Source organism: Mycobacterium sp. DL (assembly GCF_039729195.1).
Lineage (GTDB): Bacteria > Actinomycetota > Actinomycetes > Mycobacteriales > Mycobacteriaceae > Mycobacterium > Mycobacterium hippocampi_A.
In genome coordinates this window covers 3,115,713-3,129,943 of sequence record NZ_CP155796.1, presented here as the reverse complement: position 1 = coordinate 3,129,943, position 14,231 = coordinate 3,115,713, and the positions used below count along the sequence as shown (strand labels likewise).

General features: G+C 64.4%; 9 protein-coding genes. 8 read left to right on the top strand and 1 reads right to left on the bottom strand.

What is annotated here, in order from left to right:
* Nucleotides 1-343: 343 nt before the first annotated feature.
* The 6 genes from ABDC78_RS14825 to ABDC78_RS14800 all read left to right on the top strand — a co-directional run bounded on the left by ABDC78_RS14825 (nucleotide 344) and on the right by ABDC78_RS14800 (nucleotide 9,573).
* A complete protein-coding gene (locus ABDC78_RS14825; protein ID WP_178357273.1) occupies nucleotides 344-1,705 on the top strand; it encodes a hemolysin family protein in 1,362 nt (453 codons plus the stop codon).
* Entirely contained in the window at nucleotides 1,705-2,766 is a 1,062-nt protein-coding gene (locus tag ABDC78_RS14820) for a hemolysin family protein (RefSeq protein WP_178357274.1), read from the top strand. Before ABDC78_RS14825 ends, ABDC78_RS14820 begins: the two co-directional genes overlap by 1 nt.
* Nucleotides 2,759-3,670, top strand: a complete 912-nt coding sequence (locus ABDC78_RS14815; RefSeq protein WP_178357275.1) for a 3-methyladenine DNA glycosylase — start codon at nucleotides 2,759-2,761, stop codon at nucleotides 3,668-3,670. The genes ABDC78_RS14820 and ABDC78_RS14815 overlap by 8 nt, the downstream gene beginning before the upstream one ends.
* An 86-nt stretch (nucleotides 3,671-3,756) precedes the next feature.
* A complete protein-coding gene (locus ABDC78_RS14810; protein ID WP_178357276.1) occupies nucleotides 3,757-5,967 on the top strand; it encodes a malate synthase G in 2,211 nt (736 codons plus the stop codon).
* Between the two features lie 47 nt (nucleotides 5,968-6,014).
* Nucleotides 6,015-8,099 (top strand): substrate-binding domain-containing protein, encoded by a 2,085-nt coding sequence (locus ABDC78_RS14805; RefSeq protein ID WP_178357277.1) that lies wholly within the window; start codon nucleotides 6,015-6,017, stop codon nucleotides 8,097-8,099.
* Between the two features lie 283 nt (nucleotides 8,100-8,382).
* Nucleotides 8,383-9,573, top strand: a complete 1,191-nt coding sequence (locus ABDC78_RS14800) for an alkane 1-monooxygenase (RefSeq protein WP_178357278.1) — start codon at nucleotides 8,383-8,385, stop codon at nucleotides 9,571-9,573.
* On the opposite strand, the gene ABDC78_RS14795 is transcribed toward ABDC78_RS14800, so the two are convergent.
* Nucleotides 9,553-10,365 (bottom strand): SDR family oxidoreductase, encoded by an 813-nt coding sequence (locus ABDC78_RS14795; RefSeq protein ID WP_256735864.1) that lies wholly within the window; start codon nucleotides 10,363-10,365, stop codon nucleotides 9,553-9,555. The genes ABDC78_RS14800 and ABDC78_RS14795 overlap by 21 nt on opposite strands.
* Before the next feature lie 840 nt (nucleotides 10,366-11,205).
* Here ABDC78_RS14795 and ABDC78_RS14790 point away from each other — a divergent pair.
* Nucleotides 11,206-12,558: a PE-PPE domain-containing protein gene (locus ABDC78_RS14790; protein WP_347133094.1), complete on the top strand. Its 1,353-nt coding sequence runs from the start codon at nucleotides 11,206-11,208 to the stop codon at nucleotides 12,556-12,558.
* A 161-nt stretch (nucleotides 12,559-12,719) separates the two neighbouring features.
* The gene (locus ABDC78_RS14785; RefSeq protein WP_178357280.1) at nucleotides 12,720-14,201 is read left to right on the top strand and encodes an NAD(P)/FAD-dependent oxidoreductase; all 1,482 of its coding nucleotides are present in this window, start codon (nucleotides 12,720-12,722) and stop codon (nucleotides 14,199-14,201) included.
* Nucleotides 14,202-14,231 lie beyond the last annotated feature (30 nt).

Genomic DNA, 14,231 nt, shown 5'->3' with positions numbered 1-14,231 from the left:
CTCGGAGCTGTGCATCACCTGTGAGGTGATGCAAACCTACCATTGCCAAAGGTTAGGCTAACTATATTTGCGTGGGCAGCGGTGGAGCGGCCGAACCCGCGGGTCCGCTAGCATGTGTGGGCAATCAGGCGGACGTCCCACCCCCGAAAGAGCGTGGCGAATTCCCCTGGCACGAAGACGAAAGGGAACAGGTGCCGCAGGCACTGGATGGAGACCCATCCGAGCCGGCCGGACACGCCGAGCGGCCTGCCGGGGAACCCACCGAGGCCGAACCGTCCTCTAGCCGGCCGGGTCCCCTGCCCGGCTTCCCCGGCGATGCGCTCCGCACAGGGCGAGGGCCTTCATGAGCACCGCCATGTCGCTGCTGGCGCTCCTCGGTTTCATCATGCTCACCGCGGGCACGGCGGTTTTTGTCGCCGCGGAGTTCTCACTGACTGCGCTGGAGCGCAGCACAGTCGAGGCCAACGTCCGCACCGGCGACCGCCGCGACCGACTCGTGCAGAAGGCGCACCGCACCCTGTCCACCCAGCTGTCAGGCGCACAGGTGGGCATCTCGATCACCACGCTGGCCACCGGCTTCCTCGCCGAACCGGTCGTCGCGCGATTGATCGAACCGGGTCTGACTGCCCTGCGTGTGCCGCCCGCCTTCACCACTGGACTGGCGCTGATCCTGGCGATCCTGATCGCCACCTCCATTTCGATGATCTTCGGTGAGCTGGTGCCCAAGAACCTCGCGGTGGCCCGTCCCGTGCCGACGGCGCGATGGTCGGCGGGACCGCAACTGTTCTTCTCCTTCACCTTCACGCCGTTGATTCGACTGACCAACGGCACCGCGAACTGGATCCTCCGGCGTCTCGGCATCGAGCCGGCCGAAGAACTCCGGTCCGCACGCTCACCGCAGGAGCTGGTGTCGCTGGTGCGCACGTCCGCACGAAGCGGGTCGCTGGATCCGGTCACGGCACAGCTGGTGGATCGATCGTTGAAGTTCGGCGAACGCACCGCCGAGGAACTCATGACACCGCGGTCCACCATCGACACCCTCGACGCCGATGGCACCGTGGCTGATCTCAGCGAGGCGGCCGTCAGGACCGGGCACTCCCGGTTTCCCGTCATCGACGGCGACCTCGACGAGACCATCGGCGTGGTGCACGTCAAACAGGTCTTCGCGGTGCCGTACGCCGCGCGGTCGTCGAAACGGCTGGCCGAGATCGTGCAGCCGGTCGCGAGAGTGCCGTCGACCCTGGACGGCGACGCGGTGATGTCCGAGGTGCGGGCCAACGGCCTGCAGACCGCGCTGGTGGTCGACGAGTACGGAGGCACCGCGGGCATGGTGACGGTGGAGGACCTGATCGAGGAGATCGTCGGAGACGTGCGCGACGAGCACGACGACGAACCGCCCGACGTGGTGCACGCCGGGCGTGGCTGGCAGGTGTCGGGGCTGCTGCGCATCGACGAGGTGGCGCAGAACACCGAATTCCGGGCTCCCGAAGGTGATTACGAAACCATCGGCGGCCTCGTGCTGGAGAAACTCGGACACATCCCCGACGAAGGAGAATCCACCGAGCTGATCGCCTTCAACCCGGACGGGCCGATCGAGGATCCGGTGCTCTGGCTGGCGACCGTGCTGCGCATGGACGGTCGCCGGATCGACCTGCTCGACCTCACCGAGCTGGGCCGCCGCAGCGATGACGACGGGCCGAGTTGATGGGAGACATCTTCGGAGTCCTGCTGACGGTGTTGCTGTTGGCGGCCAACGCGTTTTTTGTCGGTTCCGAGTTCGCGTTGATCTCAGCGCGCCGGGACCGGCTGGAGGCGCTGGCCGAGCAGGGTAAGAGAAGCGCGGTCACCGTGATCCGGGCCGGCGAGAACCTGTCGCTGATGCTGGCCGGCGCGCAGCTCGGCATCACGGTGTGCTCGATCCTTCTGGGTCGGGTGGCCGAGCCCGCCGTCGCCCATCTGCTGGAGGTGCCGTTCGGTCTCCTCGGCATCCCGGATGCTCTGCTGCACACGGTGTCATTCCTGGTGGCGCTGTCCATCGTGGTCACCCTGCACGTGCTGCTCGGCGAGATGGTGCCGAAGAACATCGCGATCGCCGGCCCGGAGTCGACGGCCATGCTGCTCATACCGCCCTATCTGATCTACATCCGCGCCGCCCGACCGTTCATCGCGTTCTACAACTGGTGTGCCAACGTCACCCTGCGGGCGTTCGGGGTGGAGCCGAAGGACGAGCTCGACGTCACCGTGTCGACCGTCGAACTCTCCGAGATGATCGCCGAGTCGTTGTCCGAAGGGCTGCTCGACCCCGAAGAACACACCAGGCTGACCAGGGCATTACAGATCCGCAACCGGGTCGTCGACGACGTGGCGATACCCCTGGACCGGATCCGGGCGGTGCCGGTCGCACGCGAGGGCGCGGGTCCGACGGTCGGTGCCCTCGAGGAAGCGCTGACGGAGACCGGCTACTCCCGATTCCCTGTAGCCGATCCGCGCGGGGCGTTCATCGGATACCTCCACATCAAGGACGTCCTACCGATGGTGGCTGAGCCGCATGACGAGGCGATGATCGTGGATTCGTCGATGGTGCGACCGTTTCCGCAGGTGCCCGCGTCGTTACCGCTCCCCGACGCGCTCTCGCGACTGCGGCGCAGCAACAGCCACCTCGCACTCGTCACCGCGGCCGACGGACAGGTCACCGCGGTGGTAGCGCTCGAGGATCTCGTCGAGGATCTTGTCGGCACTGTCAGGGACGGCACGCACCGTGTCTGATTCGCGGCCCGCCGCGGTGTCTGATGCCCGGCCCGCCGCGGTTCTCCCCCCGACGCGCTGGCAGCTCCTCCAATCCGCCCACCACAAGCGCGTCGACGACTTCCTCGAACCGCACCTCGCGCGCCGGCGAACCGGTCAGACCCACCCGGTGTTCGACTTCCTCTTCACCTACTACAGCCTCCGGCCGCGTCAGCTGCGGGTGTGGCATCCCGGTTACGGCATCGTGCTCGCAGGCGAGTCGGGTCATCACCATCTGGACCGAGCCGGGTACACGCGACACCCCGAGGGCGTGACCGTCAGTCGTGAGCATCTTCATGCCCGCGTCGAGACTGTGACTTTCATCGCCGACCTGCTGGGCGCCACGGCATCCCGGCCGGCGCGGTTCAACTGCTTCGGTCTGCACGAATGGGCGATGGTCTATCAGGCGTCATCGGTCCGCCACGGTGGTGTGCCGCTGCGCCTCGGTGCCGCGGCAACCGATGCGGTGGTTGAGTCAATGCCGTTGCGCTGCAGTCACTTCGACGCCTATCGATTCTTCACCGAACCGGCGGCCCGGCGGAATTCCCAGCCCCTGACCAGGAAGTCGCAGATCGCCGCCGAACAGCCGGGGTGCGTCCACGCTGGGATGGACCTGTACAAGTGGGCGTTCAAACTGGCGCCGTTGGTCGACTCGGGGCTGGTGATGGACTGCCTCGAACTGGCAGCCGACGCCCGGGTGCTGGACATGCGGGCCAGTCCGTACGATCTACGTGCGCTCGGATTCGAGCCGATCGCCGTCGAAAACCCGGGTGGACGACGGGAATACGCGAAGGCGCAGGAGGCGATCAGCGAACGTGCCCGCCCGCTGCGCGCGAGGCTGATGGACAGGTGCGCAGCGTTGCTGAGCACCGCCGCTTGCGATTAGGCCTGTTAACGCTGGGTAAGCTGGATCGACGACATTGCACACGGCGCGTATGCCTCGAAAGGCGTGCGCGCAGCGAGGGAGGAATCATGACCGAACGCGTGACCGTGGGCAACCTGCGCGTCGACCCGGTGCTGTACGAGTTCATCACCAGCGAGGCGCTGGTGGGTACCGACCTCGACCCCGACACGTTCTGGTCCGGCGTCGACAAAGTCGTCGCCGACCTGACCCCGAAGAACCAGGACCTGCTCGCCCGCCGTGACGAGTTGCAGGCGCAGATCGACAAGTGGCACCGGGCGCGGGTGATCGGGCCCTTCGACGCCGACGAGTACAAGCAGTTCCTCGTCGACATCGGGTACCTGCAGCCCGAACCGGCCGACTTCACGATCACCACCTCCGGCGTGGACGATGAGATCACCACGACCGCCGGCCCCCAGCTCGTCGTCCCCATCCTCAACGCGCGCTTCGCGCTCAACGCCGCCAACGCGCGGTGGGGCTCGCTGTACGACGCGCTGTACGGCACCGACGTCATCTCCGAGGAGGACGGCGCCGAGAAGGGCAGCAGCTACAACCGAGTGCGAGGCGACAAGGTCATCGCCTACGCGCGACGGTTCCTCGACGGCGCCGTCCCGCTGGCGTCCGGTTCGTGGGCCGACATCACCGGCCTCAAGATCGACGACGGCCAGGTGCTGGCCACGCTGGGCGACGACCTGACGGGTCTGGCTGAGCCAGATCAGTTCGCCGGCTACACAGGTAACGCCGAGAGCCCCGAGGCGGTGCTCCTGGTCAACAACGGCCTGCACATCGAGATCCTGGTCGACGCCGACTCCCCCATCGGTTCCACCGATGCAGCGGGCATCAAGGACGTGGTGCTGGAGTCTGCGATCACCACGATCATGGACTTCGAGGATTCCGTCGCCGCCGTCGATGCCGAGGACAAAGTGCTCGGCTACCGCAACTGGCTCGGACTCAACCGCGGCGACCTCAGCGAGGAAGTCGCCAAGGGGGACAAGACATTCACGCGAGTCCTCAACGAAGACCGCACCTACACCTCCCCTGACGGCGGCGACCTCACGCTGCCGGGCCGCAGCCTGATGTTCGTGCGCAACGTCGGCCACCTGATGACCAACGACGCGATCGTCTTCGACGCTGACGGCGAGGATGGCGCAGAGATCCCGGAGGGCATCCAGGACGCGTTGTTCACCAGCCTGATCGCCACTCACGGGTTACGCGGAGGGGCCGACAACGACGGAGCCAACGGACCGCTCGCCAACAGTCGCACCGGATCGATCTACATCGTCAAACCCAAGATGCACGGTCCGGAAGAAGTGGCATTCACCTGTGAGTTGTTCAGCCGCGTCGAGGATGTGCTCGGACTGCCGCAGAACACCATCAAGGTCGGAATCATGGACGAGGAGCGCCGCACCACGGTGAATCTCAAGGCCTGCATCAAGGCCGCCGCCGACCGTGTGGTGTTCATCAACACCGGGTTCCTGGACCGCACCGGCGACGAGATCCACACCGCGATGCAGGCGGGCCCGATGATCCGTAAGGGATCGATGAAGTCCCAGCCGTGGATCCAGGCCTATGAAAACCAGAATGTCGACATCGGGCTGGAGACGGGTTTCTCAGGTCGAGCGCAGATCGGCAAGGGTATGTGGGCGATGACCGACCTGATGGGCGACATGGTCGAGCAGAAGATCGGTCAGCCCAAGGCCGGCGCCACCACTGCCTGGGTGCCATCGCCGACGGCGGCGACCCTGCACGCGATGCACTATCACGAGGTCGACGTCTACGCCGTGCACCAGGAGCTCGCAGGCAACCGGCGCTCCACTCTGGAGGAGCTGCTGACCATTCCGCTGGCCAAGGAGCTCGCGTGGGCGCCGGAGGAGATCCGCGAGGAGGTCGACAACAACTGTCAGTCGATCCTCGGCTACGTGGTGCGCTGGATCGATGCCGGGGTCGGGTGCTCGAAGGTGCCCGACATCCACGATGTCGCGTTGATGGAGGATCGTGCCACCCTGCGGATCTCCAGCCAGCTGCTGGCCAACTGGTTGCGCCACGGAGTGATCACCGAAGAAGACGTCAGGGCCAGCCTGCGCCGGATGGCGGCGGTAGTCGACGAACAGAACGCCGGCGACCCGGAATTCCGTCCGATGGCGGTCGACCCGGACAACAGCATCGCGTTCCAGGCGGCCCAGGAATTGATCCTCGCCGGCGGTGAGCAGCCCAACGGGTACACCGAGCCGATCCTGCATCGGCGGCGCCGAGAGTTCAAGGCAGCTAGTAACGTTGGCTGACGCGATGACCAGTCGACTGAGCGCAGACCACGGTCGGACGGCCGGGCATGGGTAGGCACAGCCTCCCCGATCCCGAGGACGCCGGACGGCCGGGCCCTTCCGAGGAGCCGGACGAACAGCAGACCGAGCGCTTCGGGTTCGATGCGGGTGCGCAATCGGACGAGGCCGGGTTCGACGACGAATTAGGGCCGTCGGACCGGCGGGACGCCGACTCCGACACTTACGACTCCGACACCTACGACTCCGACACCTACGACTCCGACACCTACGAAGAAGACTTCGGGTACTCCGACCGCGCTGATGAGTTCGGCTACCCCGATCGCGAGCCCGCGGTGGCACCCTTCTCCGGCCCATCGCCGACAGGTCCGCAACACGGCGGCGACTGGGAGGGCGGCGAGTGGACCGGTAGCCACCGCGCGATCACGCCGGGTCGGCGCGGAATCAGCATCGGTGTCATCGTCGCCCTGGTCACCGTGGTTGTTGTCGTCGGAGCCGTGATCCTGTGGCGGTTCTTCGGCGATGTGCTCTCGAACCGATCCGACGTCGCTGCCGCACGGTGTGTGGACGGCGAGGTCAAGGTTGCCGTCATTGCCGATCCGGCGATCACCGAACCTGTTGCCGCACTTGCGGAGCGCTACAACCAGACCGCCGCCCCGGTCGGTGACCGCTGTGTCAACGTGGCGGTCCAGTCCGCCGATTCAGACCAGGTCGTCAACGGATTCGCCGGCGAATGGCCGGCCGATCTGGGTGACCGGCCGGCACTGTGGATCCCCGGAAGTTCGGTGTCGGAGGCCCGTCTGGAAGCCGTGGCAGGCGCCGAAACCGTCAGCGACAGCCGCTCGCTGGTGACCTCGCCCGTGCTGCTCGCGGTGACGCCCGAACTGCAGGGCGCCCTCGGCGAGCAGAACTGGGGGACCCTCCCCGGTTTGCAGACGAATCCCGCTGCGCTCGACGGACTGGGTCTCCCGGGGTGGGGCGGGCTCCGCCTGGCACTCCCCCTGTCTCAGGACAGCGACGCCGCCTACCTGGCGGCCGAGGCCGTGGCCGCCGCTGCTGCGCCGTCCGGTCAGCCGGTCAGCGCGGGTCTGGGCGCTGTGAGCACTCTGATCGGCGGCGCTCCCGAACTCGCCGATGGCAACGCCGCCACGGCCCTCGATGCCCTCACCGATTCATCCGATGCGGCCGGCGCCCCGGTGCACGCCGTGGTGACCACCGAACAGCGGCTCTTCCAGCGTGCGGCGGAGCTTCCCGACGCGGCATCACAACTGGCAGGGTGGTTGCCGCCGGGTCCGACCGCGATGGCCGACTTCCCCACCGTATTGCTGGCGGGCGACTGGCTGGCCCAGGAGCAGATCACCGCCGCCAGCGAGTTCGCCCGGTTCCTGCGGAAGCCGGAGCAACTCGGCGAGCTCGCGCAGGCGGGATTCCGGGTCGAGGGTGGCACACCGCCGGCCAGCGAGGTCGTCGACTTCGCGCCGGTGGCCGCCCCGCTGAACGTCGGAGACAAAGCGGTGCGCGCGACCGTGGCTGACACGTTGACCGCACCGGTGCTGAGCCCGACCGTCACCATCATGCTGGACCAGTCGATGCCCACCGACGAGGGCGGCAATGCCCGACTGGCCAATGTCGTCGACGCGCTCAAGGCGCGACTTCAAGTACTCCCCGCCGATTCCGGGGTGGGGTTGTGGACCTTCGACGGCGTGCAGGGACGCTCCGAAGTGAGCATGGGTGCGCTGTCCGATCCGCTCGACGGACAGCCCCGATCCGAGGCGCTCACGGCTGCGCTCGACGGCCAGACACCGTCGGGTGGTGGTGCGGTCTCGTTCACCACGCTGCGGTTGGTCTACACCGACGCGTCCGCCCGGTACCGCGAGGGTCAGGAGAATTCGGTGCTGGTCATCACCGCGGGACCGCACACCGACCAGTCACTGGGTGCTGCCGGACTCGAGCAGTACGTCAGGGGTGCCTTCAACCCCGATCGTCCGGTGGCCATCGACGTCATCGACTTCGGCGACGATTCGGACCGGCCCGCCTGGGAAGCGGTCGCGGAGGCGACCGGCGGCAGTTACCAGAACCTGACGAGTTCGGCCTCGCCCGAACTGGCAGCGGCTATTGCGAGCCTCCTGTCGTGACGTGCTGCTCGGTCCCGCGGGCCTGAGCTGAGCCGATTTGCTGAGCGGGGGCATTCTCCCGACGGCTGACCTCGCCTATCCCGGGCGGAGATCTCTGACCGCGGAAGACTTGAGCGGATGCCCAGCAAGCTGGGTTCCCATAAGGTGTTTCGTCACAATCGTGTCAGCCTTCGCTGGGTGTATTGCCCGTCACGTGCACTGATGGTATGACCACCTGACAGCTTTGTCGCGTCGGGGCGCGATGATCGTAGATCCGTAGCTAAGAGGGGTAACACAGAAGACGATGCGGATTCAGCATCAGGCACAGACACCGACCGCCGGGGGGCGCAGGGTTGCCCGGGGTTGGCGTGACCGCAAGCGCTACGTGTGGTTGCTCGGTCTGGTGATCCCGACGCTCGTCCCGATGTCCTGGGCGGCGGCGGCGCTCACCGGGTGGGGGGCGTTCTGGTGGTCCGGGCCGGTGCTGATGTTCGTCTTCATCCCCCTGCTGGACTATGCCGTCGGCCCGGACTCGGAGAACCCACCCGACAGCGTGCTCGACCGGTTGGAGCACGACCGCTTCTATCGGTGGGCGATCTATCTGTATCTGCCGGCCCAGTATGGGTCGTTGGTGCTGGCCTGCTGGTTCTGGAGCGGCGGCGGTGGAGTCACGCTGTCGGCGTTCGACGAGGTCGGCCTGATGCTCACAGTCGGCGGCATCGCCGGGGTGGGGATCAACGCCGCGCATGAGATGGGACACCAGCGGGCACAGTCGGAGCGTTGGCTGAGCAAGGTGGCCCTCGCGCAGACCGGCTACGGACAGTTCTACGTCGAACACAACAGGGGCCACCACGCGCGGGTCGCCACCCCGGAGGATCCCGCCAGCTCACGGGTGGGCGAGAACATCTACTTCTTCCACTACAGGTCCATCCTGGGCAGCCTGCGTTCGGCGTGGACGATCGAGCGCAGGCGCCTGGCCCGCCGCGGAAAGTCAGTGTGGACGTTGCGAAACGACGTCCTCAATGCCTGGCTGATGACCCTCGTGCTGTTCACCGGCCTGGCCGTCGGGTTCGGTGTGGAGGTGCTGCCCTGGTTGATCGGTCAGGCCGTGATCGGGATCTTCCTGCTGGAAACCATCAACTACCTCGAGCACTACGGGCTCCGTCGTCAGCAGCGTCCTGACGGCAGCTACGAGAAGGTCCGTCCGTCCCACAGCTGGAACAGCAATTCGGTCATCTCCAACGTGTTCCTGTTTCATCTGCAGCGGCATTCCGACCATCACGCGAACCCGCAACGCCGGTACCAGGCGCTGTGTCACGCCGACGAAGCCCCCCAGCTGCCCGCGGGTTACGCGACCATGGTGGTGGTGGCGTTGATACCGCCGTTGTGGCGGCGGCTGATGGATCCGCGGGTGCTGGCGCACTACGGCGGCGACATCAGTCTGGCTGCGACGCATCCACGCAAGACGCGGCGACTATTGCAGCGGTACGGCTGACTGCACCTGGCGGGTGCGACGCAGAGCGGTGGCGGCCGTGCGCATCGACAGGGCCGGAGAGAGTCGCTCCAGGTACCACAGCGCCTTCCACCATCTGGGCACCACGATGATCGCCTGATTGCGGAGCACGGCGCGCAACGCCTGTTCGGCGAACGCATCCGGGTCCATCGGACGCAACGTCTCACCGAGCTTGAGCAGATTCTCTTTGCTCACACTCCTGTTCCGGCCGTACTGCCCTCCGGTCAGGATCGGGGTGCGCACCACCCCGGGGCACAGCACCGACACCCGGACGCCATGGGTCGCGGCTTCCACCCGCATGGTCTTGGACAGGGCGACCACCGCGTGTTTGGTGGCCGAATAACCCGCCTGCGCGGACGTGGTGACCAGACCGGCCACGGACGCCGTGTTGACGATGTGTCCACTGCCCTGCCTGATCATCACCGGGTAGACAGCCTGCAGGCCGTGGACCACGCCCCGCAGGTTGACGTCGATGATATCGTTCCAGTCCTCGAGTGTCAGGGCGTCGACCTCGCCGCCGATACCGATTCCGGCGTTGTTGAACAGGTAGTCGATCCGGCCGGACGTCTCCACGGTCTCGGCGATGGCCGTTTGGAAGGCTTCGTGATCGCGCACGTCCAGTTCCACGGCGTGCACCGTGGCGCCGATGTCACGAAGTCGGCCGGCAAGCTGATCGGCGACCTCGAACTGGCGATCGGCGATCCAGACGTCCGCGCCTGCGCCGGCCATCTTCGACGTCAACGCAGCGCCGATCCCCCACGCTCCGCCTGTCATGAAGGCGAGATTCCCCGCTAGATCGGCCGAGTCATCGTTTGCCAGCCGGGAACAATAGCCGACGACATGTCGGACCGAGTAGCGCACTCGCGTGGGGTCGCGGAGATCCCCGATCGCTTTCTGCGGCATCATTTTGGGCCACCGTCGCATCTGGCGTGTGGTGGTGCCGATCTGGGCGCCCGCAGAAATCACTCGAGGCCAGGCCTGTGGGAGGCGCAGGCCGGGGTCGGGCATCGCCGTTCATCGATCGCTTCGGCCCGACTCCGACGCTGACGGTGTTCTCGGAGCCTGGCCCGCCGCGTGAACATCGGTTCCGTTGCTGTTGATGACCATCGCTCGGGCGCGTTTGCTCAGCCGCAATCTTTTCTTACCGGAGAGTAAGTTACGGCTCTAGTTCATCCGATCACTTTTTGAACAAGTGTTCTTCTCAAGAACCCTAGATTCACAGCCTGGGCGTCAGGCTGTAAAGATGTGCTGCCCCGGGTGGTATGGACCATAAAATTTTTCTTGCGACGAACTACGTAGCAACACTTTGCTAACGCAGGTGTGCGGCTGGACGGGCCGATAGTTACACGAATGTGATTATCGCAGTTTCTGGGGTGTCATTTGTCAGATATAGTGCTTTGAAATGCATTTACTCGGGGACGTTACGGAGATTTGGACTTTTCTGGGCTCAGCTGGGACACCTCCCTCTACCATTGTAGAGTTGCTATAAAGAATGGATTCCAGCAATATAACCCCCCTTTGCTATAATTTCATTCAGTTTCCATCTCGTTGTTTTGCTGCCCGAGTGATCGAAGGACGCAATATGCTTCAGCCAGGCCGATCACGGCTAACCACTTGATTTGCGTCTATCGGGGAGTACTTATGCGCACTACATTTCGAAAAGCAGGCGTTGCCTGCGGCACCCTCGTTGCCTCCGTTGCCTTGGCCTTCTCTACAGCGACTGGGGCGCTGGGCGCGAATACTGCACTGGTGATCGGTGGCATCTCTGCAGGGACGATGAGTGACCTTCTGATGAAGCCGCTGCTCGACTACAAGTTCCGCGACCAGCAACGCGTCAACGTGCAATGGCCGGCCGAGGCAGCACCTTTCAGCGGCGACATCACCCTTGGAGAATCGATTAGCCAAGGCATCACGAATCTGAATGCGGGGATCAGCACACAACTCGCCCAACTCGAAGCCGGAGAGAAGGTCACCGTCGTCGGGCTGTCAGCGGGGTCGCTTGTGGTCAACGAAGTGCTCCGCGGGTTGGCCACCAACGCCAACGCACCCGACAAATCGCAACTCACATTCGTCTTGGTCGCCGACTCAAGTCGCCAGAAGCTGATTGACAAGGCGCGGTACAGCTCCCGAGATGACTACACGTATCAACCACCCCCGGAGGTCAAATACGACATCATCGTGGTGACCGGAGAGTACGACGGGTTGGCCGATCGACCGGACCGGTGGTGGAACCTCCTCGCTCTCGCCAATTCGATCGCTGGTTCAGTGCTCGTCCATGTACCGATGATGTACACCACCGACCCTCAGGTCCTCATCGATGAAGCCGAGGCGAGTGGGGGAAGCAAATGGGTGTGGAAAGAGACCAACAGCTTGGGAGGTACCACAACGCATGTCCTGATCCCCACCGCGAAGCTGCCGCTGGTCCAGATGTTCCCGTTCCTTGCACCGAGAGAGGCTGAGCTCAAGGCCAAGATCGATCAGGGGTATAGCCGGAACGACGAGGACACGACCGCGATGCGGACGCTCGCCTCGACGCCCGACGCCCTCGAGGACTCTATGGAAGCTGTCCCCGCGGCTGGCGAGTCGACCGAGGAAGAAGTTTCGGGACAACTTTCCACAACGACCAGTGATGCTTCCCCGCAGAAGCGCGACGCCGACGAGACAACGGTCGAACCCGAGCAGGAAGCAGCCGAGCAGGAAGCCGCCGAGCAGGAAGCCGCCGAGCAGGAAGCAGCCGAGCAGGAAGCCGCCGAGCAGGAAGCCGCCGAGCAGGAAGCAGCCGAGCAGGAAGCCGCCGAGCAGGAAGCAGCCGAGCAGGAAGCCGCCGAGCAGGAAGCAGCCGAGCAGGAAGCCGCCGAGCAGGAAGCCGCCGAGCAGGAAGCAGCCGAGCAGGAAGCAGCCGAGCAGGAAGCAGCAGTGTCGGATCAGAATGAGCCCTCTGACACATCTACTACACCCTCGGAGTAGTGCTGGCGCACTCGTCACTGTTCTGTGACGATCTGCAAAGCCCCGGCAACTCGCCGGGGCTTTGTGGTGTCAGGTGCTTCGTCCCGACGGACGGCCTACGTGCGGCTGGCATAGGATCCAACTAATGGCAACTGATTTGCTGTGAGGTAGCGTTGGTCTCCATGAATGAGCCGCAGTTCGACGCAATCATCGTGGGCGCCGGTTTCGGCGGAATGGGCGCGGCGATCCAGCTCAAGAAGATGGGGTTTGAAGACATCCTCATCCTGGATCGCGAAAGTGATCTAGGCGGAACTTGGCACGTCAACCACTATCCGGGATTAGCAGTCGACATCCCGTCCCCCACCTACTCTTATTGGTTTGAACCCAACCCCAACTGGTCGCGGCTCTACGCGCCCGGGGCTGAGCTCAAGGCGTACGCCGACCACGTGGCGGACAAGTACGACGTGCGTCGTCACATGCGTTTCGAGAGCCCGGTCGACGGCGCACACTGGGACGAGGACGCCAAGTCCTGGAAAGTGCTTCTCTTGGCAGGTGACACTTTGACTGCGCGATTCTTGATCACTGCCACGGGCTATCTGTCTCAACCCCGCAAACCTGATATCCCCGGGATAGACGATTTCACAGGCCGGATCGTCCACAGCATGGATTGGGACGACAGCTACTCACCCGACGGAGAGCGGATCGGATTGATCGGTACCGGCGCGACAGCAGTGCAGTTGATTCCGCAGCTCACCAAGACAGCCGCGGACCTCACCGTGTATCAACGCACTCCAATCCACGTCGTGCCGAAGCTCGACTTTCCTATCCCGATGTTTCTTCGTCGGCTATTCGCCACCCTTCCACTGACACATCGCGCATTCCGGTGGAGTACTGACGTGAATCTCGAGGCCATGATGATCCTGTCGGTACTGAATTTCAAGTACTTCCGGCAGTTGAATGCCGGGGCCGCCTACCTGTCTCAGGCGTTGCGGTTCGTTTCAATTCGAGACAAAAAGCTCCGTGCCCAGTTGACGCCGGACTACGACTTTGGGTGTAAGCGGCCCACGTATTCGAACTCGTACTACCGGACGCTCGCGAAGCCGCACGTGCATCTTCAGAGTTCCGGGATCGAACGCATCGAGGCCGATGGAATTGTCGCCTGCGACGGCACAAAAGTTGAGATCGACACCCTCGTTCTCTGCACCGGGTTCGACTTGTGGGAAGCGAACATACCGGCGATTGAGATTATCGGTCGGGACGCGCGGAACCTGGGAAAATGGTGGCGGGACAATGGCTTTCAAGCCTATCAGGGTGTGACGATTCCGGCATTTCCGAACTTTCTGAGCTTGGCGGGACCGTACGCGTCAAGTGGCCTCTCCTACTTCAACACGATGGAGTACCAGATGCGTCATATGGACCGCCTCTTCGGCGAGGTTCGACGACGTAACGCCACGACTTTTGAGGTTACCGAAGATGCCAACGCCCGATTCCGTGATCGGATGTCCAAGATGTTGGATAAGACGGTGTTTGCTCGCGGCGATTGTGTCCGATCGAGGTCTTACTACTTCAGCCCGAGTGGCGAGACACTGGTACGACCAGCTTCGACAAGTCAGACCAACCGCGAGAACGATACGTTCCCATTGAGCGACTACGCGATCGTATAAGTCCTGCTCAGATCCATTCGCTCAAGCGTA

Bases quoted from the DNA above. Each gene is read 5' to 3' on its own strand.
- ABDC78_RS14825 (WP_178357273.1), top strand. From the start codon at position 344: ATGAGCACCGCCATGTCGCTGCTGGCGCTCCTCGGTTTCATCATGCTC.
- ABDC78_RS14820 (WP_178357274.1), top strand. From the start codon at position 1,705: ATGGGAGACATCTTCGGAGTCCTGCTGACGGTGTTGCTGTTGGCGGCC.
- ABDC78_RS14810 (WP_178357276.1), top strand. From the start codon at position 3,757: ATGACCGAACGCGTGACCGTGGGCAACCTGCGCGTCGACCCGGTGCTG.
- ABDC78_RS14805 (WP_178357277.1), top strand. From the start codon at position 6,015: ATGGGTAGGCACAGCCTCCCCGATCCCGAGGACGCCGGACGGCCGGGC.
- ABDC78_RS14800 (WP_178357278.1), top strand. From the start codon at position 8,383: ATGCGGATTCAGCATCAGGCACAGACACCGACCGCCGGGGGGCGCAGG.
- ABDC78_RS14795 (WP_256735864.1), bottom strand. From the start codon at position 10,365: ATGACAGGCGGAGCGTGGGGGATCGGCGCTGCGTTGACGTCGAAGATG.
- ABDC78_RS14785 (WP_178357280.1), top strand. From the start codon at position 12,720: ATGAATGAGCCGCAGTTCGACGCAATCATCGTGGGCGCCGGTTTCGGC.